This window comes from Ruegeria sp. CF5 (genome assembly GCF_056537325.1).
The window spans coordinates 58,738-78,359 of the sequence record NZ_JBQFRI010000009.1 but is presented as its reverse complement, the minus strand read 5'-3'; the positions used below and the strand labels follow the sequence as shown (position 1 = coordinate 78,359).

The 19,622-nt window shown below is 59.9% G+C and carries 20 protein-coding genes; 9 read left to right on the top strand and 11 right to left on the bottom strand.

Annotation, left to right across the window (positions count from 1 at the left end; genetic code table 11):
• Positions 1 to 32: 32 nt before the first annotated feature.
• From ACR0NW_RS18965 to hslO, 5 genes are all read right to left on the bottom strand, one after another.
• Positions 33 to 1,865 (bottom strand): ABC transporter ATP-binding protein, encoded by a 1,833-nt coding sequence (locus ACR0NW_RS18965; RefSeq protein WP_480452600.1) that lies wholly within the window; start codon positions 1,863 to 1,865, stop codon positions 33 to 35.
• Positions 1,862 to 3,700 carry an ABC transporter ATP-binding protein gene (locus ACR0NW_RS18960; protein ID WP_480452602.1) on the bottom strand — a complete coding sequence of 613 codons (1,839 nt, stop codon included), beginning with the start codon at positions 3,698 to 3,700 and terminating at the stop codon, positions 1,862 to 1,864. The genes ACR0NW_RS18965 and ACR0NW_RS18960 overlap by 4 nt, the downstream gene beginning before the upstream one ends.
• 192 nt (positions 3,701 to 3,892) lie before the next feature.
• A complete protein-coding gene (locus ACR0NW_RS18955; protein WP_480452604.1) occupies positions 3,893 to 5,047 on the bottom strand; it encodes a CCA tRNA nucleotidyltransferase in 1,155 nt (384 codons plus the stop codon).
• Entirely contained in the window at positions 5,044 to 5,688 is a 645-nt protein-coding gene (locus ACR0NW_RS18950) for a CoA pyrophosphatase (RefSeq protein WP_480452606.1), read from the bottom strand. Before ACR0NW_RS18950 ends, ACR0NW_RS18955 begins: the two co-directional genes overlap by 4 nt.
• Positions 5,633 to 6,619: an Hsp33 family molecular chaperone HslO gene (hslO, locus tag ACR0NW_RS18945; protein ID WP_480452608.1), complete on the bottom strand. Its 987-nt coding sequence runs from the start codon at positions 6,617 to 6,619 to the stop codon at positions 5,633 to 5,635. Before hslO ends, ACR0NW_RS18950 begins: the two co-directional genes overlap by 56 nt.
• A gap of 76 nt (positions 6,620 to 6,695) precedes the next feature.
• Here hslO and ACR0NW_RS18940 point away from each other — a divergent pair, with 76 nt between their 5' ends.
• Entirely contained in the window at positions 6,696 to 7,139 is a 444-nt protein-coding gene (locus ACR0NW_RS18940) for an NUDIX hydrolase (protein ID WP_480452609.1), read from the top strand.
• On the opposite strand, the gene ACR0NW_RS18935 is transcribed toward ACR0NW_RS18940, so the two are convergent.
• Positions 7,136 to 8,407 carry a PP2C family protein-serine/threonine phosphatase gene (locus ACR0NW_RS18935; RefSeq protein ID WP_480452611.1) on the bottom strand — a complete coding sequence of 424 codons (1,272 nt, stop codon included), beginning with the start codon at positions 8,405 to 8,407 and terminating at the stop codon, positions 7,136 to 7,138. The genes ACR0NW_RS18940 and ACR0NW_RS18935 overlap by 4 nt on opposite strands.
• Positions 8,408 to 8,574: 167 nt before the next feature.
• On the opposite strand from ACR0NW_RS18935, the gene ACR0NW_RS18930 reads away from it, so the two are divergent.
• Positions 8,575 to 8,901, top strand: a complete 327-nt coding sequence (locus ACR0NW_RS18930; RefSeq protein WP_480452613.1) for an Hpt domain-containing protein — start codon at positions 8,575 to 8,577, stop codon at positions 8,899 to 8,901.
• A gap of 3 nt (positions 8,902 to 8,904) precedes the next feature.
• On the opposite strand, the gene ilvA is transcribed toward ACR0NW_RS18930, so the two are convergent.
• Together ilvA and ACR0NW_RS18920 are read right to left on the bottom strand one after the other, a co-directional pair.
• Positions 8,905 to 10,131, bottom strand: a complete 1,227-nt coding sequence (gene ilvA, locus ACR0NW_RS18925) for a threonine ammonia-lyase IlvA (protein WP_170655265.1) — start codon at positions 10,129 to 10,131, stop codon at positions 8,905 to 8,907.
• Positions 10,132 to 10,189: 58 nt separating this feature from the next.
• A complete protein-coding gene (locus ACR0NW_RS18920) occupies positions 10,190 to 10,957 on the bottom strand; it encodes a hypothetical protein (RefSeq protein WP_480452615.1) in 768 nt (255 codons plus the stop codon).
• A gap of 139 nt (positions 10,958 to 11,096) precedes the next feature.
• Between ACR0NW_RS18920 and ACR0NW_RS18915 the strand changes: the two genes are divergently transcribed.
• The 3 genes from ACR0NW_RS18915 (at position 11,097) to ACR0NW_RS18905 (ending at position 13,134) form a co-directional block, all read left to right on the top strand.
• Entirely contained in the window at positions 11,097 to 12,323 is a 1,227-nt protein-coding gene (locus ACR0NW_RS18915; protein ID WP_480452616.1) for an argininosuccinate synthase, read from the top strand.
• On the top strand, positions 12,320 to 12,760 hold the full coding sequence (locus tag ACR0NW_RS18910; protein ID WP_480452618.1) for a DUF1810 domain-containing protein: 441 nt from the start codon (positions 12,320 to 12,322) through the stop codon (positions 12,758 to 12,760). Before ACR0NW_RS18915 ends, ACR0NW_RS18910 begins: the two co-directional genes overlap by 4 nt.
• 92 nt (positions 12,761 to 12,852) lie before the next feature.
• On the top strand, positions 12,853 to 13,134 hold the full coding sequence (locus ACR0NW_RS18905; protein ID WP_480452619.1) for an SCP2 sterol-binding domain-containing protein: 282 nt from the start codon (positions 12,853 to 12,855) through the stop codon (positions 13,132 to 13,134).
• A 25-nt stretch (positions 13,135 to 13,159) separates the two neighbouring features.
• Here ACR0NW_RS18905 and ACR0NW_RS18900 read toward each other — a convergent pair whose 3' ends face one another.
• Genes ACR0NW_RS18900 through ACR0NW_RS18890 form a run of 3 tightly spaced genes read right to left on the bottom strand, consistent with a single transcriptional unit; the run spans position 13,160 to position 16,713 of the window.
• A complete protein-coding gene (locus ACR0NW_RS18900; protein ID WP_480452620.1) occupies positions 13,160 to 14,665 on the bottom strand; it encodes a heme biosynthesis HemY N-terminal domain-containing protein in 1,506 nt (501 codons plus the stop codon).
• A gap of 10 nt (positions 14,666 to 14,675) precedes the next feature.
• A complete protein-coding gene (locus ACR0NW_RS18895) occupies positions 14,676 to 15,944 on the bottom strand; it encodes a COG4223 family protein (protein ID WP_480791892.1) in 1,269 nt (422 codons plus the stop codon).
• Between the two features lie 55 nt (positions 15,945 to 15,999).
• On the bottom strand, positions 16,000 to 16,713 hold the full coding sequence (locus tag ACR0NW_RS18890; protein ID WP_480453060.1) for a uroporphyrinogen-III synthase: 714 nt from the start codon (positions 16,711 to 16,713) through the stop codon (positions 16,000 to 16,002).
• Between the two features lie 97 nt (positions 16,714 to 16,810).
• Between ACR0NW_RS18890 and tsaD the strand changes: the two genes are divergently transcribed.
• The 4 genes from tsaD to ACR0NW_RS18870 are packed head-to-tail and all read left to right on the top strand — an operon-like array spanning position 16,811 to position 19,560.
• Positions 16,811 to 17,908 carry a tRNA (adenosine(37)-N6)-threonylcarbamoyltransferase complex transferase subunit TsaD gene (tsaD, locus tag ACR0NW_RS18885; RefSeq protein ID WP_480453062.1) on the top strand — a complete coding sequence of 366 codons (1,098 nt, stop codon included), beginning with the start codon at positions 16,811 to 16,813 and terminating at the stop codon, positions 17,906 to 17,908.
• On the top strand, positions 17,905 to 18,867 hold the full coding sequence (locus ACR0NW_RS18880; protein WP_480453063.1) for an NAD(P)H-dependent glycerol-3-phosphate dehydrogenase: 963 nt from the start codon (positions 17,905 to 17,907) through the stop codon (positions 18,865 to 18,867). Before tsaD ends, ACR0NW_RS18880 begins: the two co-directional genes overlap by 4 nt.
• A 1-nt stretch (position 18,868) precedes the next feature.
• On the top strand, positions 18,869 to 19,138 hold the full coding sequence (locus ACR0NW_RS18875) for a YciI family protein (protein ID WP_480453065.1): 270 nt from the start codon (positions 18,869 to 18,871) through the stop codon (positions 19,136 to 19,138).
• Positions 19,138 to 19,560 (top strand): EVE domain-containing protein, encoded by a 423-nt coding sequence (locus tag ACR0NW_RS18870; protein ID WP_480453130.1) that lies wholly within the window; start codon positions 19,138 to 19,140, stop codon positions 19,558 to 19,560. Before ACR0NW_RS18875 ends, ACR0NW_RS18870 begins: the two co-directional genes overlap by 1 nt.
• Positions 19,561 to 19,622: the final 62 nt, after the last annotated feature.

Genomic DNA, 19,622 nt, shown 5'->3' with positions numbered 1-19,622 from the left:
CTGATAGCCGGGCTTGGCCTGCGACAAAACCCTTATTCGGCAGCTTCCGTCTGAATGAAGCCACCTGACTGGCGATGCCAGAACCGGGCATAAAGCCCACCCTTGGCCAGCAGGGTGGCATGTGTGCCGCTTTCCACGATGCGCCCCTGATCCAGCACGATGATACGGTCCATTTCGCTGAGCGTTGACAGGCGGTGGGCAATGGCAAGCACCGTCTTGCCTTCCATCACCCGATGCAGTGCCGTCTGGATCGCGGCCTCGACCTCGGAATCGAGGGCTGAGGTCGCTTCGTCCAGAACCAGAATAGGCGCGTCCTTGAGGATGGCGCGCGCCAGAGCGATACGCTGCCGCTGACCGCCACTTAGCTTGACGCCGCGTTCGCCCAGATGCGCCTGATACCCGGTACGGCCCTGCCCGTCCTGAAGACCGAGGATGAATTCATGTGCTTCGGCTTTCTGTGCTGCCGCGATCAGGTCCTCTTCGGAGGCGTCTGGGCGGCCATACAGGATATTCTCGCGCGCCGAGCGGTTGAACATCGCCGTTTCCTGCGTGACCATGCCAATGGCGCGGCGCAGGCTGTCCTGCGTGACCGTTGAGACGTTCTGATCATCAATGCGAATGGCGCCATCTTCGCTGTCATAGAGTCGCAAAAGCAGTGAAACCAGCGTGGATTTCCCGGCGCCGGACGCCCCCACGATGCCCAGCTTTTCACCGGGCTTCACGCTAAGCGTCAGGTTCGCGACGCCACCAATGTCGCGCCCATAGGCAAAACTGACATCGTCAAAATCGATCTGGCCTTGGGGAACCGACAGCTCTGTTGCGGTGCTTCCGTCCTCGACCCGGTTGCGCACGGCAAGGGTCTTCATGCCGTTTTCAACTTCGCCGACATTGGCGTAAAGACCCATCAGCGTGAAACTGACCCAACCCGTCATCTGGGCGATACGGATCGACACGGCACCTGCGGCCACGATATCCCCCGGCGTCGCACTTCCTGCCTGCCACAACAGCAGCGTCGCCCCCAGCAACAGCACCGGCAGAACCCCGGCCAGTACCATCAGGAAGAACCGGAAACTGGCGGAAAGGCGACCGAAATCCAGTGATTTTTCGCGCAGTTCGACCATGGCTGTGCGCGCGGCCTGATCCTCGTGATCGGAATGCGCAAACAGTTTCACCGTTTTGATATTGGTGATCGTGTCGACAATCTGTCCCGTTACCATCGCCCGCGCGCCCGCCCGGGCACCAGACCGCTTGCGGATACGCGGCAGATACCAGCGGATCAGCGCAAAATAGACCACAAGCCAAAGCACAAAAGGCAGCGTCACCAGCGGGTGAATAGACCCTAACAAGGCTAAAGACCCCGCCAGAGACGCCAATGCAAAGACAATGGCGCTGATGGTTTCCGAGACGACCGACGTCAGCGCATTGGAGGTCTGCATCTGCTTTTGCGCAATCCGACCGGCAAAGTCGTCATCGAAATAGGTCACCGACTGGCCCAGCGTCCAGCGGTTCAGACGGGCCAGAACCAGCGGAGAGATATTGGGCATGACAATATAGTTGTTCGACACCGACGACAGGCCGAACAATGCGGGCCGCAGGATCATGAAGAACAGAACCGCCCCGCCGATCATCCACATGTTCTGCGCGGTCAGGAAATTCTCAGGCCCGCTTGATGAGGCAAGGTCGATCACGCGCCCCAAGATCCAGGCCGTGCCTGCCTCCATCACGCCTGCTGCTGCCGAAAAGAATGCCGCCACGAACAACATCGGCCAGGCACCCGACAGGCACCAGCGTATGAACGCCCCCAGCGTTTGCGGTGGGGGCGTTTCGGTGGTGCGAAACGGGTCGATAAGATCGGCAATCCTCATTCCGCGGCCTCCGGGTTCAGGAAGCCACCAGATTGCCGTGCCCAGAACTGCGCGTAAAGCCCGCCCTGCGCCAGAAGTTCGCCATGTCCGCCTTCTTCCACGATCCGGCCCTGATCCATGACCAGAATGCGATCCATCTGGGCGATGGTGCTCAGCCGGTGAGCAATGGCGATCACCGTCTTGCCCTGCATCATGCCGTAAAGCGTTTCCTGAATCGACGCCTCGACCTCGGAATCAAGGGCCGATGTGGCCTCGTCCAACAGCAGGATCGGCGCATCTTTCAGGATCACACGCGCAAGCGTCACGCGCTGACGCTGGCCACCGCTCAGCTTGACGCCTCGCTCACCCACATGCGCGTCATATCCCGTCCGCCCCTGTGGGTCCTGAAGATCCAGAATGAACTCATGCGCCTCGGCCTGTTTGGCGGCCCTGATCATCTCTTCCTCTGTGGCCTCGGGACGGCCATACAGGATATTGTCGCGCACCGAACGATGCAGCAGCGCACTGTCCTGCTGAACCATGCCGATATGGCTGCGCAAACTGTCCTGCGACACGCGCGAGATGTCCTGACCATCGATCAGGATGGCACCGCGTTCGACGTCGTAAAAACGCAAAAGCAGCTTTACCAGAGTCGATTTACCGGCACCCGAGCGACCGATCAGACCAATCTTTTCGCCCGGCTGAATGGTCAGGTTGATGTGATCCAGACCGCCGGTTTCCCGACCATAGTGATGCGACAGATCGCGAATCTCGATCCGGCCATTGTCGAGTTGCAGCGGGGCCGCAGTCGGCGCGTCCAGCAGATCGATGGGCTGGGCAATGGTCTCCATCCCTTCGGCGACGACACCCAGCTGGCGGAAGAAACTGGTCAGCGCCCACATGATCCAACCGGTCATGGCGTTCAGCCGCAGGGTCAGGGCCGTGGCCGCCGCGACGACGCCGACGGTAGCGCTGCCTTGCATCCACAGCATGATCGCCCAGCCAACCACACCCACGATCAACAGGCCGTTGAGCGTAACCAGCACGGCATCCATGATGGTGAATATCCGCATCTCAGCCTGAAATGTGCGGCGCGTTTCCTCGATGGCTTCGCGGGCATAATCCAGTTCTTGGTCATCATGCGCGAACATCTTGACCGAATGGATGTTGGTATAGCTGTCCACGACCCGACCCGTGACAGTCGAACGCGCATCCGACGCGGCCTGTGAGGCAGGCCCGACGCGCCGGATGGTCCAGCGCACCAGCAACGCATAAAGCGCGAACCAGATCAGAAGCGGGACCAGTAGCCGGACATCCGCAGCCATTAGCAGAATGGCGGCCCCGATCAGGTAGGCCAGCGAAAAGGAAATTGCGTCAAAGACCTGAAAAACGGCCTCACCCGCGGCGGGCGGGGTCTGCATGATCCGGTTGGCAATGCGTCCGGCAAAGTCATTTTCGAACCAGCCCACGGATTGCCGCAGCACGTGCTTGTGCGCGCGCCAACGGAAAATCGAGCCTATGTTCGGCAAGATCGCATTGTTCAGCAGCAGCACGTCCACGATATGCAGCATCGGACGCAGCAACAGCACAAAAATCGCCATCAGGATCAATTCCGTGCCATGCACCTGCCAGACCTCGGTCGGAGAACCGGACAACAGATCAACCACCCGGCCCATGTAATAGATCAGGCCGATCTCGACCCCGGCCACGATCACCGACAGAAGGGCCGTCCAGAAGAACACGTGAAAGAACGGGCGGGTATATTCCACCATAAAGGGCCACAACCGCGTCGGCGGTGTGTCGGTTTCCTGATAGTCGGCAAAGGGGTCAACGAGGTTTTCGAAATAGCGAAACATGGAAAGTGCTCCGATTGAGCAGATACATTGGACATGCGAAGAAAGATGGCACCGAAACACCACCCCAACGGGTCAGGCGTTCCGGGTTTAGAAGAACCAGATCCCGTAATACATTCGCATTCCTCCATCCATGTGACAGGCGCACCCTAGCCACAAATGATCCGCTTTGTCATCCCCTTTTGAGACTTCAGGCTATTCCGCCAGCAATTCCTGACGGTTCAGCCGAAAGTCTGACGCGATCCAGCGGGCCTCAAGCTCGGCCAGTTTCTTGCCCAGCGCCGGGCCGGTATATTCCGGAATTAGGTCATTGGCCTTTATCGGAAAGCTGGCCGCAGCGCCTTTTTCAAGGGCCTCGGTCAGGTCGTGCGACCACGGCTGTTCCAGAAACGCACATCTCAGAAGCGTTTCATGCAGCCCGCCATCGGAACCGTACCGATAGCCCAGTTCCGCGACCCCTGCCGGGCCGGAGGCTTCGTCCCTCATTCTGGTCAGGCGCTGTATCTGGGCCCGGCTGAGGCGCAGAGTAGATGCCTGTTCCGGGTCTGCGATCGCGGCCAGACGGCGAATCGGATCGGGTGCGGCGTCGGCATTACCCTCAAGCGCCACAAGCGGTGCCAGAGACCGATCATCGGCGCCCGGCAATAGTTGCGTCAGAACGCCGGTGCTGCGCATCGCGGCCACAGACGGGGCCGGGTCAGAGGCTGACAAAAGTTTTAGCAGTTCGGCTCCTACCCGTTCGCGCGAGAGCTTTGCCAGGCCATCCAGATTGGCCGCGATCGCGGCCAGCGCGTCGGGGTCAAAGCCCGCGTCGGCATCCCCGTACCAAGCGTGAAACCGAAAATAGCGCAGCGAGCGCAGATAATCCTCGCGAATGCGATCCCCGGCATTGCCGATGAAACGAACGTGCCGGGCCTGCAGGTCCGGCAATCCGCCGAGCGGGTCCAGAATGGTTCCATCCGGACTGGCATACAGCGCGTTCATGGTGAAATCGCGCCGCGCCGCGTCTTCTTCGACCCGATCCGAAAAGGCGACCGTTGCGCGCCTGCCATCGGTTTCGATATCGCGGCGAAAGGTCGTGACCTCGTGCGGGACGCCCTTGCTGACAAGCGTCACGGTGCCATGATCGATCCCGGTCGGAATGGCCTTGATCCCGGCCTTTTCGGAATAGGCGATGACCTGTTCGGGCCGGGCATCGGTTGCAATATCGATATCGGCCACGGGCGCACCCAACAGCGCATTGCGGACGCAGCCCCCGACAAACAGGGCCTGCGCGCCTGCATCGGTCAGGGCCGCGCAAACATCTTGCGTGGCCGTTTGCGAGACCCAGTCATCCGTGATCCGGTTCATTCATTCACCCTGGCCGCCAGCCCCCTCAGGATTCGTGCTGTCGCCCCCCAGATGTAATAAGGCCCGAAGGGTACGGCGAAATAATACCGCCGCTGGCCGCGCCATAAACGCGACTCGATGACATAGTTGCCGGGGTTCAGAACGTGATCGAGCGGGACGGAAAACACCTCGTCCACCTCGCCGGGTTCTGCAACGGGAGAGAACTGTTCGGTCAAGACCGCAAGCACCGGGGTGACGGTAAAGGACGTGACGGTCTCGTGCGCGGGCAAATGCCCCAGCACCTGCGGCAACGTGGTTGGCAGGCCGATCTCTTCCTGGGCTTCGCGCAGGGCCGTTGCGGTCACGTCCGCATCATCTTCGTCCTGTTTCCCGCCGGGAAAAGCGATCTGGCCGGGGTGGTGTTTCAGTGCCGAGGACCGCTTGGTCAGAATGACGCGTGGTTCGTCACCGACCAGCGAGACCGGAACCAGAACGCCGGCCGGGCGCAGCCTGCGACCTGCCGGCAATACGGTGTCGGGGTTCAGGTCGAAATCGCTCGACCCGTTCCCCGGGCGGTTCAGAGCCGCCGTCAGTTCAGCGGCAGGATCACGCACTGTCCGGATTTTCAGCGTCGAAACCGACCGTGCCGGGAGCAAGGACATAATGCGCGCTGCAGAACTGGCAATCCGCCGTCACAGTGCCCTCGGGCGTGGTCATCTTTTCAATATCTCTGGCCGAATAGATCGACAGGCTTTGGCGCACACGTTCTTCAGAGCATGTGCAGCCGAACTGAACCTGCTGCGCATCATAGACCCGAGGCTGTTCTTCGTGGAACAGACGGACAAGCAGGTCTGTCGGCTGGACTGTGGGGCCGATCAGTTCCAGATCATCGACCGTGTCCAGCAGGATGTTCACCCGGCCCCAGTTTTCACCCGCTTCTCCGTCGACCAGATCTTCGGCACTCAGAACCTCGCCACTGCCTTCGCCCTTGGCCGCGAAAGGCGACGCCTTGGGCATATGCTGCAACATGATGCCGCCAGCGCGCCAATGCTCGTCGACGCCGGGTTCGATGGATTTCCCGAAGCTCAGCGAAAACCGGGTGGGCAGCTGTTCGGACTGGGCAAAATACGATTCTGCACAGGCGCTCAGCGACCCGCCGGCCAGAGGGGTGATGCCCTGATAGGGCTGCGTGCCCTTTCCCTGATCGATCAGAATGGCAAAATACCCTTCGCCAACCTGATCGAAGGGTGCGCCGCTGGTCAGACGCTCGCGGTCAAAGCTGGCATAGGCGCGAATCTTTGCGGGCTGTCCTTCTTCCTGCGGGGCGTAGTAATCGGTGGCAATCATCCGCACCGGGCCCTTGGACTGCACCTGCAGGGAAAGCTTCCAGCGCAATGCGACGGTCTGGCCGATCAGCGCGGTCAGCAGGGCCATTTCGGCCACCAGCGCCTCGACCTGCTCGGGATAGTCGTGCTGTTTCAGAATGCCGTCCAGCACACCGTCCAGCCGGGCCACACGACCCCGCATATCCGATACGTCGAGTTGAAAGGGCAGGACCGTATCGTCCCACGCGATTTTCGTTCCAATAGACATGGGGTTTCCTTACACGCCACGGGTTGGCATACCGCCACCATATAGGTCCAACAGACTGGGTTGAAAGGGGCCATACATGATCAGACGGTTTGGTGAAACCCCACAAGCCGGGCGAAGGTATACCCGGCGCATCGGCGTTTATGCCCTATTACCTGCGGGCGGTCGCCTGTTGCTGACCTGCCAGACCGAACCCGGCCCGGACCTGCAGCTGCCCGGAGGCGGGATCGACCCCGGAGAATCACCGGTATCCGCACTGCATCGAGAGGTTTTTGAAGAGACCGGATGGCTGATCGCGGCGCCCCGTCGGCTGGGGGCCTTCAGGCGGTTCACCTATATGCCGGAATACGATCTTTGGGCCGAAAAGGTTTGTGTCATTTACCGCGCCCGACCGGTGCGCCGCATCGGGCCGCCGACCGAAGCCTGTCACGAGGCGGTTTGGATGGATGCCGTCGATGCGGTCACCCTTCTGGGCAATGCCGGGGACCGGCATTTTGCAGCGCGTCACATGCGGGGGCTTTAAGGCCCGTTATATTCGAAGAAAACGGCAGAGGTGTCGTCTTCCATCCCGCTTCCGGCAGGGATGTTCTGCGTCAGCCGCCAGAACATGTCGTCCAGAAATTCCGGCCCGTCGGCATCAGCCGCGCAATTGAGTGCCATGCCAAGCAGGCCGGATTCATCCAAGTGACTTCCATCCGCCAAGCGACATTCGGTAAAACCATCGGAATAGAGCAACAGTTTGTCGCCCGGCTGAAGGTAGGTGTCGATCTGCTGAAACGATACATCCGGCAGCAGACCGATAGGCATGCCGCCCTTACCAAGAAATTCCGCACTGCCATCCGCGCGCAGCAATAGCGGATGCGGATGGCCTGCCTGCACCATCTTCAGATGACCATTGCGCAGATCGATGATGGCGTAGGCCATGGTAAAATATTCCTCGATCCCCGTATCGGCCATGAGCCGGGCGTTCAGGATTGCGGCGACCTTCTCGGGCGGCAGCAGAGAATAGAATTTGTCGAACCGTTTCTCCATCGCGACGTTCTGGTCGAAATGCGCACTGGACAGATACCCCCCCAGACGCGCGGTCATCATTGCCGAGGTGATGCCATGCCCTGAGACATCGATGCTGTAGAACCCCAGCCGGTTGACGCCGGGCGAGAACATGCCCACCAGATCGCCGCCGATATGTCCGCAGGGTTTCAGCAGCAGGCTGACACGGGATTTGCCGAATTGCCGCGTCAGTTCGGGAACAAGCGAATCCTGAATTTTCCTGGCCTGTACCAGATCCTTGTCGATGGCCTCATGCGCCAGCTTCAACTCATCCAGCGCCTTTTCGATAAGTCGGTTCTTGTCCGACAATTCCCGCTGCATCCCCAGAATGCGAGCCCCGGCAGAGATGCGCGCCCGCAACTCATCCGCCCCAAGCGGCTTGATCAGGAAATCGTCGGCCCCGGCGTCCAGCCCCTGCGCCACTTCCTGCTTTTCACTTTTCGAGGTCAGCAGGATGAAATACGCATACTGGTCGTTTTCCAGACGTCTGAACGCCTTGCAGAATTCCAGCCCGCTCATCCCCGGCATGACCCAGTCGCTGAGCACCAGATCAGGGGGATCGGCGCAACAGATGTCAATCGCAGTCTGCCCGTTGTCGGCCTCGACAACGTCAAACCCCCATTTCCTGAGTGAAGCAACAAGGATACGGCGCTGCAGGCGGCTGTCGTCGACAACCATCACTTTTTTGATGGCACCAAAATCCTGTTCACAACCTACATCCGCTTCTACACCTTGTAACACATTGAATTTCCTGTTGTCCGCGACAGACCTGTTAGTCGCAAGCTAGGGGCCACGCCTTAACATCCGGTGAAACCGGTTTTTGCGATTTTCACTCAGCCTCTTAACCGCGGCTTTACTTGCAAACGAATATCAACAGGCCACCGGCGTATCAGCAGGGAGGTTTGGACATGATCGACTGGCCCAGGGTCAGGCAGTTGCACCACGAGGTCGGAGCAAGCGAATTTGATGAAGTCGTCGCGCTTTTTCTGGACGAGGTCACAGAGATGATTGCCCGGCTGCAGGCGGATAAGGGGCGTGCGCAGATCGAACAGAACCTGCATTTCCTGAAAGGCAGCGGGCTGAGCCTTGGGTTCGCGACGTTTTCCAGACTGTGCCAGGATGGCGAACGTGATGCGTCTGCCGGTAACAGGATGGATATCGACCTGGACGCCATCATTGCCTGTTTTGAGCAATCAAAAACTATCTTTCAGAATGAACTGGCCAGACAGATTTGAATCTCAGATCACGAACTGAACCAGAGTTTCGTCGTCGGTGATGTCAGTATAGGTGAACCCCGCGTCGTCCAGATGCGCGAACAGGCGCACGAAATTCTCGGGCCTGCTGGTTTCGATCCCGATCAGGACCGAACCGAAGTTTCGCGCTGATTTCTTCAGGTATTCAAAGCGGGCAATGTCATCGTCCGGGCCAAGAATGCCCAGAAACTCTTTCAGCGCACCGGGCCGCTGCGGCAGGCGCAGGATGAAGTATTTCTTTACCCCGGAGTAGCGCTGGGCGCGTTCCTTGACCTCTGGCAGGCGTTCAAAGTCGAAATTGCCGCCCGAGGTGACACACACAACGGTCTTGCCGCGAATAAAGCTTTGCACATCCGCAACCGCTTCGACCGCCAGCGCGCCTGCGGGTTCCAGAACGATGCCTTCGACATTCAGCATTTCGATCATCGTGGTGCAAATCCGATCCTCGGGCATGACCAGAACGTCCGAGAGGTGGCGTTTCTTGAGCAATTCAAACGGCTTGTCGCCAATCCGCCCCACGGCGGCGCCATCGACAAAGGTATCCACGCGGTCCAGTGCCACCGGATGACCGGCCGCCAGCGCCGCGCGCAGGCAGGCACCGCCTGCTGGTTCGACAAACAGGCAATGGGTGCGATCCCCGAACCAAGTTGCCACGCCCGAGGACATGCCCCCGCCGCCCACCGGCAGCACCACGTGATCCGGCACGCCGCCCAATTGCGCTTCAATCTCGACCGCCAGCGACGCCTGACCTTCGATCACGTCCGCATCGTCAAACGGTGACAGGAAATGCCCGCCCTGACGCGTACACCACTGCTGCGCTGCTGCCAGAGTGTCATCGAAATAGTCCCCGATCAGGTGAATCTCGACATTGTCGCCGCCGAACATGCGCGTTTTCTGGATTTTCTGCTGCGGCGTGGTCACCGGCATGAAGATCACGCCCTTCACGTCCAGATGCCTGCACATGAAAGCCACACCCTGCGCGTGATTTCCGGCGCTGGCACAGACGAACAGGTCCTGTCCCTGTTGCTTGCGCATGGCGTTGAACGCACCGCGGATTTTATACGACCGCACCGGACTGAGGTCCTCGCGCTTGAGCCAGATATCGGCGCCAAAACGGTCGGACAGATGGGCATTCCGCTGCAACGGGGTTGCCGGGAAAACGGTGCGCATCGCCTGTTCGGCGGCGCGGGCGCGGGTCATGAAATCGCTCATGTCCGTTTCAGTGCCGCATCACCGCCGAAAGGGCAAGGAATACATATGTGTACGCGGGTCAGGAGAGTTCGCGTTTTTCGACGAAGACGCCATACATTGTTGTCAGGATGCTGACGTTGATCAGTGGCAGAACAAGCATCGCGACAAAGACAAGGATCAGCGGGCCGATCACCGGGATAAAGATCAGCAATCCACCCAGAAACTGAATAAGAAGTTGAAACAGAGTGGCCACGACAAGCAGGACAACTATCGCACCGCTTGCACCTGTTGTTGCCGCCCATGCTTCGGAGAAAGTCAGCGAATTTCCGATGGCCGCAGCGGGCAGAATAGGCGACAGCCGATAAAACGCGATCAGAATCATCAGCAAGAAAACCAACATTACCCCGACGCTGATCGCAGGCGACGCCTGCGCCGCCACTCCGGAAATGAAGGACGCGGGCAGCAAGGCAATGAGCCCAAGCAAGCCCAACAAAACAGCGCGCCCGAAATAGGCCAGGATCCTGTCAAATCGGAACGGGGGCAGAAATCCGCGCGGATATTCCTCGAGCAGGACAAACCGGTGCCAGGACACCACGATCCAGAACACCGTGCCAACGAAAACGGCCAGCATGCAAAGAATGAACGCCACAATCGAGCCGGGACTTGTCCCCGGCGGCAATCCTGGTTCGGAGCTGTCCAGCGCCTCAAGCGGGATATCGAAGACATAGAACAGGGCGGTGATCAGAACCCCTCCGACCAGTGCCGGAACAACCGAAATCTGCAAAGCCTGTTTTAGGTTGCGCAGAACCATCTTTACCGAATGTACAAATATCTCGAGTCCCAACATCAAACCCGCCCTCTCAACCATTCTTTGTATTACTTGCAACCGTTTCACCCCAATTCCCGGGCGGCGTCAATCCACACCGCTTGCCCCCACGTCCAAAACCCGCTAGGGGCCAATCGTCGTTTGAATTAGGGGAAGTCAGATGTCCGCGCCCAAGAAAGTTGTTCTGGCCTATTCCGGTGGCCTTGATACCTCGATCATCCTGAAATGGCTGCAGACCGAGTATGGTTGTGAGGTCGTGACCTTTACCGCCGATCTGGGTCAGGGTGAGGAACTGGAACCCGCCCGCAAAAAGGCCGAGCTGCTGGGGATCAAGCCCGAAAACATCTATATCGAAGACATCCGCGAGGAATTCGTCCGCGACTTCGTCTTCCCGATGTTCCGCGCCAATGCGCAGTATGAGGGGCTGTATCTGCTGGGCACCTCAATCGCGCGGCCGCTGATCTCGAAACGTCTGGTCGAGATTGCCGAGGCAACCGGTGCCGATGCCGTCGCACATGGCGCGACCGGCAAGGGCAACGATCAGGTCCGTTTCGAACTGGCGGCCTACGCGCTGAACCCCGACATCAAGGTGATCGCACCCTGGCGCGAGTGGGACCTGACCAGCCGCACCAAGCTGCTGGAGTTTGCCGAGGCGAACCAGATCCCGATTGCCAAGGACAAACGCGGCGAGGCGCCTTTCTCGGTCGATGCGAACCTGCTGCACACCTCTTCCGAGGGCAAGGTTCTGGAAGATCCCGCCGATATGGCGCCCGATTATGTCTATCAGCGCACCGTCCACCCCGAAGACGCGCCGAACGAGCCGGAATTCATCGAGATCGGCTTTGAAAAAGGCGACGCGGTCAGCATCAATGGCGAGGCGATGAGCCCGGCCACCATCCTGACCAAGCTGAACGAATATGGAGGCAAGCACGGCATTGGCCGTCTTGATCTGGTCGAAGGCCGGTTCGTGGGCATGAAGTCGCGCGGCATCTATGAAACACCGGGTGGCACCATACTGCTGGAAGCGCATCGCGGGATCGAATCCATCACCATGGATCGCGGCGCGATGCACCTGAAAGACCAGCTGATGCCGCAATATGCGGAACTGATCTATAACGGCTTCTGGTACAGCCCCGAGCGCGAGATGCTGCAGGCCGCCATCGACAAGAGCCAGGAACACGTCACCGGCACCGTCCGCGTGAAACTGTACAAAGGTCTGGCCTCGACCGTGGGCCGCTGGTCGGATCATTCGCTGTATTCCGAGGCGCATGTGACCTTTGAGGAAGATGCCGGCGCCTATGATCAGACGGATGCGGCGGGCTTTATCCAGCTGAACGCGCTGCGTCTGAAACTGCTGGCGGCACGCGACAAGCGTACCGGCAAATGATGGATGATGACGGCATAGGCGACGAACTGGAAATGTTCGTCGAGGCGCAGGACACCGTGTGGAACGATGTCCTGCGTGAACTGACCGATGGCAAGAAAACCAGCCACTGGATGTGGTTCGTATTCCCTCAACTTGCTGATCTCGGCCGGTCCCACATGGCGCAGCTTTATGGGATCGAGGATCTGGAAGAGGCAACCGCCTATCTGGAACATCCCGAACTGCGCAGCCGCCTGATTGAAGTCAGCCGGTTGATGCTGTCCCATACCGGTGCCAAGCCCGAAGATATTCTGGGCGGTATAGACGCCAAAAAGCTGCGGTCTTGCATGACGCTGTTCACCAATGTTGCGGATGCGCCGGGTGAGTTTCAGGGCGTTCTGGATGCGTTTTACGGCGGGACTCCCTGCCCATTGACCCTGCAGGCCCTTGGACGCGCCTGACACGCCGTAATTCTGACCCGTTATCGTTGGGTCAGCCTTGCCATTCGCTGTGCTCATTCTTTACCCGAAGGTAAAGAGCGGAGGGCAGGATTATGCTTCAGGATATCGCCGACGGCATTCAGAAAGGTCTGGATGGCAAGGTTTTCGACGGGTCATTGAAATTCGATTGCGGTGATGACGGTGTCATCGTTCTGGCCGACAACGCGGCCTCGACAGAAGACCGCGAAACCGATTGCACCATCCGCATCTCACGCGACAACCTGACCAAATTGCTGACCGGCAAGCTGAACCCCATGACCGGCGTGATGATGGGCAAGCTCAGGATATCGGGCGACATGGGGGTCGCGATGAAACTGGGACAGCTTCTCGGTTAAGCCGCAGCAGTCAGGCTGAATTCGGTCAGGGTTTGGCCTCGGCCTCGACGGGTTCTGCTTCGATCTCAACGGTTTCGGCATCCGGAGAGTCCGAAGTGTCCGGTTCTGCCGAGTCCGCTTCCGGAGCTTCATCGACATCGGCGGCCTTGTCCTCCAGCGCGCCCACGATCAAAGGAAGCATGTGAACGCCTGTGGCGGTTGCGATTTCCGGTGTTTGCGGCGTTTGCCAACTGAGGGTGTCAAAGCTGTTGCAGTTCTGACAAACCGGTGCCCATTCGGCGTGAATGTCGTGGCAATTGTCGCACACCCATTGCGGACCACGCGGAGCAGTCAGAGCCTTGGCAAGCCATCCCTGCACAACTGCGTCCGACGCGCCTTCACCCCGTTCGATTGCTGCCATCAGGGTATAGGCCCGGGCATCTGCCTGTTTTTCGACGACATCGCCCAGCGCCCGGCGGGCTTCGGGGAAATCTTCGGCGACGATATTCAGCTCGGCCAGAATCAAACGGGTTTCCGGGTTTTCCGGGTGAATCCGCGTCAGGGCAGTGAACCGTTTGACGCGCGCATCGGGGGATTCCTCGGGCTCTATCTCGGCAAAGACATGGGCCAGATCGGGATGCGGCTGTGCCTCCCACGCTTTTTTGATGATCTTGGTCGCGTAACGCGCCTTGCCCTTGGCGATATAGGCACGGGCGGCCATTGCGGCGGCTGGCACCAGATCGGGTGAAAGCCGGTTCGCCTCGATCGCGCGCTCCTGCTGATCGATGCTGGCATCTTCGTCCAGAATGCCCTTGGCCTCGGACAGGGCCAGAACTGCATCGCGGCGTTTGTAGACATCACGCGGCAGGGCGCCTGATTTCAGCTTGGCCGTCAGGGTCGAGCGCGCACCGGCCCAATCCTGGGCCTTGGTCTGCAGGTTCAGCAGAACATCCTGCGTTTCTTCGTGGCGAGGTTTCAGTTCCAGCGCCTTTTCGGCCAGTTTGCGGGCGGTTTCGTCATCCCCTTCGGCCAGCTTCTGCTTCATGATGCCACGAACGCCGACGAACCGGGTCGCATTGTTGGAAACCAATTGCTTGTAGGTGTCCGAGGCTTTCTTGGTATCCCCGGTCATTTCCGCAGCCTGCGCCACCAGCAGGTTGGTCAGTTCGGGCTTGTTCAGCAGCTTTTCGGCCTTGGCCGCCTTGGTCATGGCCACCCGCCCCTCACCCGAGGCCAGCGCCATCAAACCATCCGCCAGCGCCTGATAGCCGCGCTGTTCACGGCTGCGATCAAAGTAACGCGACAGCGCGGTTTCATCGCCATTGAGGAACTTCAGCGTGGCGATCAGCAGGCTGAGCAGCTTGAAGAACAGCCAGACCCCGACCACAAGCACGCCCAGCGCGATGACGGATTGCAGCGGCCCAAGCGTGTATTCGGTCCCCGCCACGGTGACCTGCACGCCACCGCTTGTTTCCATGAGAAAACCGGCACCCAGTGCCAGCAGACCGATAATCGCCACAAAAACCAATATCTTTAACAATGACCACAGCATGGCAGGTCCTTCAGTTCGAGTTCGCGCTTTGCGCAAGCGCATCGGCGGCTTGCACAGCCGACAAACGGGTCGTCGCGGTTTGTTCCCAATCCGCCATCGCAGCCTGAGCGGCATCCGGAAGCGCCTTCAGCTCGGTCAGCGCGTCAGAAAGGTCTCCACTGACCAGCGCCGCTTCGGCACGGGACAGGATCGCGTCCGGGTCATCGCCCTCTTGCGGTGAGACCGAGCGTGCACCGGTCTGACGCTGCAAGAAGGCAACGATGCCGGTTCCGGCCTGCGTATCCCGCGCATCGGCCAGTGCCGTACGGGCAGCAGGCGCAAACGAGGCGCGCAACGCCGAGAGGGTCGCGACACCTTTGTCAGCCGGGGTGGAAAGCGCGTCAGGGATATCCACGCCACCGGCCTTGAGTTCGGCCAACAGGTCGGAATACGGAACACCCGCATCCAGCTTACCGTGCAGGCGCGAAATAATGGCGGCATTTGTCGCAGCCCGGGCCTCGGCCGATGCCTTGGCCTCAAGCGCCTGCGCGTCGGACACCATCTTTTCAACCTCTGCCCGCTGGGTGGCCAGCGAGTCCTGCAATTTCTTGAGCTCTGCCTCATAAGCCGCAACGGCCTCGGGCGAGGCACCTTCGGTGATCGGGCGTTTTTCCAGTTCCGTCAGCCGGTTGGCCAGTGGATCGACCTTGCTGCTCAACGTATCAATACTGGATTTCACCGCCCCCAGATCACTTTCGATTGGGTCCAGCTGGCTGGTCAGGGCGGTTACCTTGTCGGAAATGCCGGACAGGTCCGGCGCATCGGTCACCGCTTTCGAGAGTTTTGCGATCTGATCGGTCTGGTCAGCCAGCTTTGCCTCAAGCGCGGCTATCGCATCGGATGGTCCGGAATCGGCGGGAAAGATCATGTCGCTACGGCCGGCAACAAACCCGATGCCCGCCGCGATGATGCCGCCGATCAGTGCCGGAACAAAGCCGCCGCGTTTTTCCACAGTGCGCTCGACGATCTTTTCTTCAACCGCAGGAGCGGCTTCGGCTTCGGCTTCGGCTTCGGCTTCGGCTTCGGCTTCGGCTTCGGCTTCGGCTTCGGCTTCGGCTTCGGCTTCGGCTTCGGCTTCGGCTTCGGCTTCGGCTTCGGAAATCAGCTCATCTTTTGACTTACCGGCGTCAAGAGATTCGTCATCCGCGGCAGCACCGGTTTCGCCGGTCTGATCCTCTGACACACCTTCCGATTTGGGATCGGTGCCCGGTTCCTGATCCGCGTCTTTCTTATCAGCCACCGTCACACCCCCTTATTGATTCTGTAAAAAACCTGAACAACAGACCGATACAAGGTTAATCCGCGTCCATCGCTCTCTCAACCCGCATCACATCTTTCACCAGCTTTTTTACGGCCTTGCGCATCTTTTTCGGGGTTGGCCGCCTGGCAATGCGCAAACGTTCGATATCCAGTGTTTCAAGGGGTTCTGCGGTCGCTTCACTGATCGATGCCACCCAAAGCGGCGCCGATCCGGACCAGAGGTCGGCAAATTGTCGCGCGGTACGAGGAGAGAAGATCGGAGCGATCACAGGGGCCTTTCCGGCCATGATGCGGCGCGCCTTATCAGAAAATGGCAGCAGACGTTGCTGGTAAATCACCTTCTCCTGCACGGTCAGACCCATTTGCGTCAGCCGCTCGGCAACATTTCCCCGGCTGTGCTCGCCGCGCAAGTGCAGCAGCGGAGACTGTGGGCGCAGTCGCAACAGGGCGGCGACAAGCTCTTCGGCGGTTTCGCCGGCCATTTCCGCGGACCATCCGGCCTGGTTGGCCGCCTGTGTCGTTGCCGGGCCAACGCAATAGGCAGGAAGATCCGGATCAACGTGCAATTTGACGGCCGCGTTTACACCATTGGCCGACGAAAAGATTAAACCGCGAACACCGTCGGTTTCGACGTCGCCAGTGGTTGTCCGTATGTCGAGAAGCGGAGAATGCACGACCTGAACCCGGCCCTGAAGCCGGGCGGGCAGCTGCGCGACAAACCTTTCCGAGGCGGCGCGAGGGCGGGTCATCAGCAAATACAAGGGTCGGCGCCTTCGGCCTCGGGATTGTTTGCGTCCGCGCGGAGTGATACCCCGCAGTCGGATCATGATGCAACGGTTCAGGCCAATGGCGCAAACACTTACGATTCTGGGACTGGAAAGCAGCTGTGATGACACAGCCGCCGCCGTTGTGCGCCAAACTGCGGGTAAACCGGCCGAAATCCTGTCTTCGGTTGTCTTTGGGCAGGCCGAACTGCACAGCGCCTTTGGCGGCGTCGTACCCGAGATTGCCGCGCGCGCCCATGCGGAAAAGCTGGATGTTTGCGTGGTACAGGCGTTGGAAGCAGCCGGTCTGTCGCTGAGGCAGATGGATGCCATTGCAGTCACTGCCGGTCCCGGCCTGATCGGCGGCGTGATGTCGGGTGTGATGTGCGCCAAAGGGCTGAGCGCCGCGACGGGACTGCCGCTGGTTGGTGTGAACCACCTTGCGGGCCATGCGCTGACTCCCCGTCTGACGGATGGCGTGGCCTTTCCCTATCTGATGCTTCTGGTTTCGGGCGGGCATTGCCAGTATCTGATTGCGCACGGGCCCGACCGCTTTACCCGTTTGGGCGGCACGATTGATGACGCCCCCGGCGAAGCCTTTGACAAAACCGCCCGGTTACTTGGACTGCCGCAGCCTGGCGGCCCGTCGGTTGAGGCTGAGGCGCAACATGGCGATCCAAAGCGATTTCGCTTTCCCCGCCCTCTGCTGGACCGTCCCGACTGCAACTTGTCCTTTTCCGGGCTGAAAACCGCGCTGATGCGGATGCGGGATCAGATCGTTGCCGAAAAGGGCGGCCTGACACGCCAGGACCGCGCCGATCTGTGCGCCGGGTTTCAGCAGGCCATTGTCGATACGCTGGCCGAAAAAACCCGCCGGGCGATATTGGCGTATCTGGAGGAACAGCCCCGGGAACCGGTTGTCGCGGTGGCTGGGGGTGTGGCCGCAAATTCAAGCATTCGTGCTGAATTAGAGTCTGTTTGTGAAACACTCGGCGCACGTTTCACCGCACCGCCCCTATCCCTTTGCACGGATAACGCGGCAATGATCGCCTATGCCGGAATGGAACGGTTTCGCGCGGGCGAACGCGATGGTCTGGACCTGACCGCCCGACCCCGATGGCCATTGGATCAAAACAGCCCCGCCCTTTTGGGTGGCGGAAAGAAAGGGGCCAAGGCATGACGGTTTCGGTTCTTGGCGCGGGGGCTTTTGGCACTGCGCTGGCCATTTCACTTGCCGGGAACGGACGCGTAACATTGCTGTGCCGGTCTGCGGAACAGGCGCTACGGATGCAGGATCAGCGTGAAAACACCCAACGCCTGCCCGGTGTCCCCCTGCCCGATACGTTGCGCGTGACCACCGGATTCGAGGATGCGGCGGACGGTGATGTGGTTTTGCTGGCCGTGCCGATGCAAAAACTGCGCGATGCCTTGACGGAACACGCCCGGCAACTGGACGGCAAGGTTCTGGTGGCCTGCTGCAAGGGGATCGAACTGAAATCAGGTCAGGGCCCGCTTTCGGTGATTGCCGAAGTGATGCCACAGGCCCGATCCGCCCTTTTGACCGGCCCGAGTTTTGCCCACGACATTGCGCGCGGGCTGCCCACGGCCCTGACACTGGCCTGCGCGGATGCGGAACTGGGTGAGCGGCTGCAGGTCGAACTGACGACCGCCAATCTGCGCCTTTACCGCACGACGGACACAATCGGGGCCGAGCTTGGCGGCGCCCTGAAAAACGTCATGGCCATTGGCTGCGGCGCCTGTATCGGCGAAGGCATGGGCGAAAGCGCGCGTGCAGCGCTGATGACGCGGGGATTTGCCGAGATGCAGCGCTTTGCGGCCTTGCGCGGTGCCAGGCCGGAAACGTTGATGGGGCTGTCGGGGCTTGGGGATCTGGCATTGACCTGCGCATCGGACCTGTCGCGGAACTTTCGCTTTGGGCTTGCTCTTGGACGGCATGAGGCCTTTGATGGCACGACAACGGTCGAGGGTGTTGCCACCGCGCGCGCAGTAGCCGAAATTGCGAAATCCGAAGGTCTGGACATGCCCATCAGTACCGCTGTGGCCGAACTGAGCGGCGGAAAATACAGTGTGGCCGAGGCCATCCAGTCTCTGCTCAACCGACCCCTGAAGGAGGAATGAAATGCTGATCGCCCTGATTGCCCGCGACAAGGACAACGCCCTGCAAACCCGGCTTGATAATCGCGCGGCGCATCTGGCCTATATCGAGGAGACTGGCATTGTGTCTCAGGCGGGGCCGTTGCTGGATGGCGATCAGATGATCGGATCGCTGATCATTCTGGATGTGGCGGACCTGGCGGCGGCGCAGGCCTGGGCCGATGGTGACCCCTATGCCAAGGCCGGGCTGTTTCAGTCGGTTGAACTGATCCCATGGAAAAAGGTTATCGGCTGATGGCGAATTGGTTGTTCAAATCCGAACCGTCCACCTGGAGCTGGGACCAGCAGGTTGCCAAAGGCGAGGCTGGCGAGGAATGGGACGGTGTGCGCAACTATCAGGCGCGGAATTTCATGCGCGAGATGAAGCTGGGTGATCGCGGTTTTTTCTATCACTCGCAAAAGGACAAGGCGATTGTGGGGATCGTCGAGGTCTGCGCCGAATCCCACCCTGACAGCACGACGGACGATGAGCGTTGGGAATGCGTGGACATAAAGGCCGTCCGGGCATTTGAGGTTCCGGTCACACTGGATCAGATCAAAGGTGATGAGCGGCTCTCTGAAATGGTGCTGGTCAGAAACTCGCGCCTGTCGGTTCAACCCGTAAGCGACGCTGAATGGGCGGTGATTTGCGATCTGGGACAGACCCGCGCGGATTGACGGCTTGGGCCGGAAAAGACGAGAAACTTCTCACAAACATGAAAAAATGCTATTATTTTCTG

Coding starts and splice junctions, on each gene's coding strand:
- ACR0NW_RS18965 (WP_480452600.1), bottom strand. CDS start 1,865: ATGAGGATTGCCGATCTTATCGACCCGTTTCGCACCACCGAAACGCCC.
- ACR0NW_RS18960 (WP_480452602.1), bottom strand. CDS start 3,700: ATGTTTCGCTATTTCGAAAACCTCGTTGACCCCTTTGCCGACTATCAG.
- ACR0NW_RS18955 (WP_480452604.1), bottom strand. CDS start 5,047: ATGAACCGGATCACGGATGACTGGGTCTCGCAAACGGCCACGCAAGAT.
- ACR0NW_RS18950 (WP_480452606.1), bottom strand. CDS start 5,688: ATGTCCTTGCTCCCGGCACGGTCGGTTTCGACGCTGAAAATCCGGACA.
- hslO (WP_480452608.1), bottom strand. CDS start 6,619: ATGTCTATTGGAACGAAAATCGCGTGGGACGATACGGTCCTGCCCTTT.
- ACR0NW_RS18940 (WP_480452609.1), top strand. CDS start 6,696: ATGATCAGACGGTTTGGTGAAACCCCACAAGCCGGGCGAAGGTATACC.
- ACR0NW_RS18930 (WP_480452613.1), top strand. CDS start 8,575: ATGATCGACTGGCCCAGGGTCAGGCAGTTGCACCACGAGGTCGGAGCA.
- ilvA (WP_170655265.1), bottom strand. CDS start 10,131: ATGAGCGATTTCATGACCCGCGCCCGCGCCGCCGAACAGGCGATGCGC.
- ACR0NW_RS18920 (WP_480452615.1), bottom strand. CDS start 10,957: ATGTTGGGACTCGAGATATTTGTACATTCGGTAAAGATGGTTCTGCGC.
- ACR0NW_RS18915 (WP_480452616.1), top strand. CDS start 11,097: ATGTCCGCGCCCAAGAAAGTTGTTCTGGCCTATTCCGGTGGCCTTGAT.
- ACR0NW_RS18910 (WP_480452618.1), top strand. CDS start 12,320: ATGATGGATGATGACGGCATAGGCGACGAACTGGAAATGTTCGTCGAG.
- ACR0NW_RS18905 (WP_480452619.1), top strand. CDS start 12,853: ATGCTTCAGGATATCGCCGACGGCATTCAGAAAGGTCTGGATGGCAAG.
- ACR0NW_RS18900 (WP_480452620.1), bottom strand. CDS start 14,665: ATGCTGTGGTCATTGTTAAAGATATTGGTTTTTGTGGCGATTATCGGT.
- ACR0NW_RS18890 (WP_480453060.1), bottom strand. CDS start 16,713: ATGACCCGCCCTCGCGCCGCCTCGGAAAGGTTTGTCGCGCAGCTGCCC.
- tsaD (WP_480453062.1), top strand. CDS start 16,811: ATGGCGCAAACACTTACGATTCTGGGACTGGAAAGCAGCTGTGATGAC.
- ACR0NW_RS18880 (WP_480453063.1), top strand. CDS start 17,905: ATGACGGTTTCGGTTCTTGGCGCGGGGGCTTTTGGCACTGCGCTGGCC.
- ACR0NW_RS18875 (WP_480453065.1), top strand. CDS start 18,869: ATGCTGATCGCCCTGATTGCCCGCGACAAGGACAACGCCCTGCAAACC.
- ACR0NW_RS18870 (WP_480453130.1), top strand. CDS start 19,138: ATGGCGAATTGGTTGTTCAAATCCGAACCGTCCACCTGGAGCTGGGAC.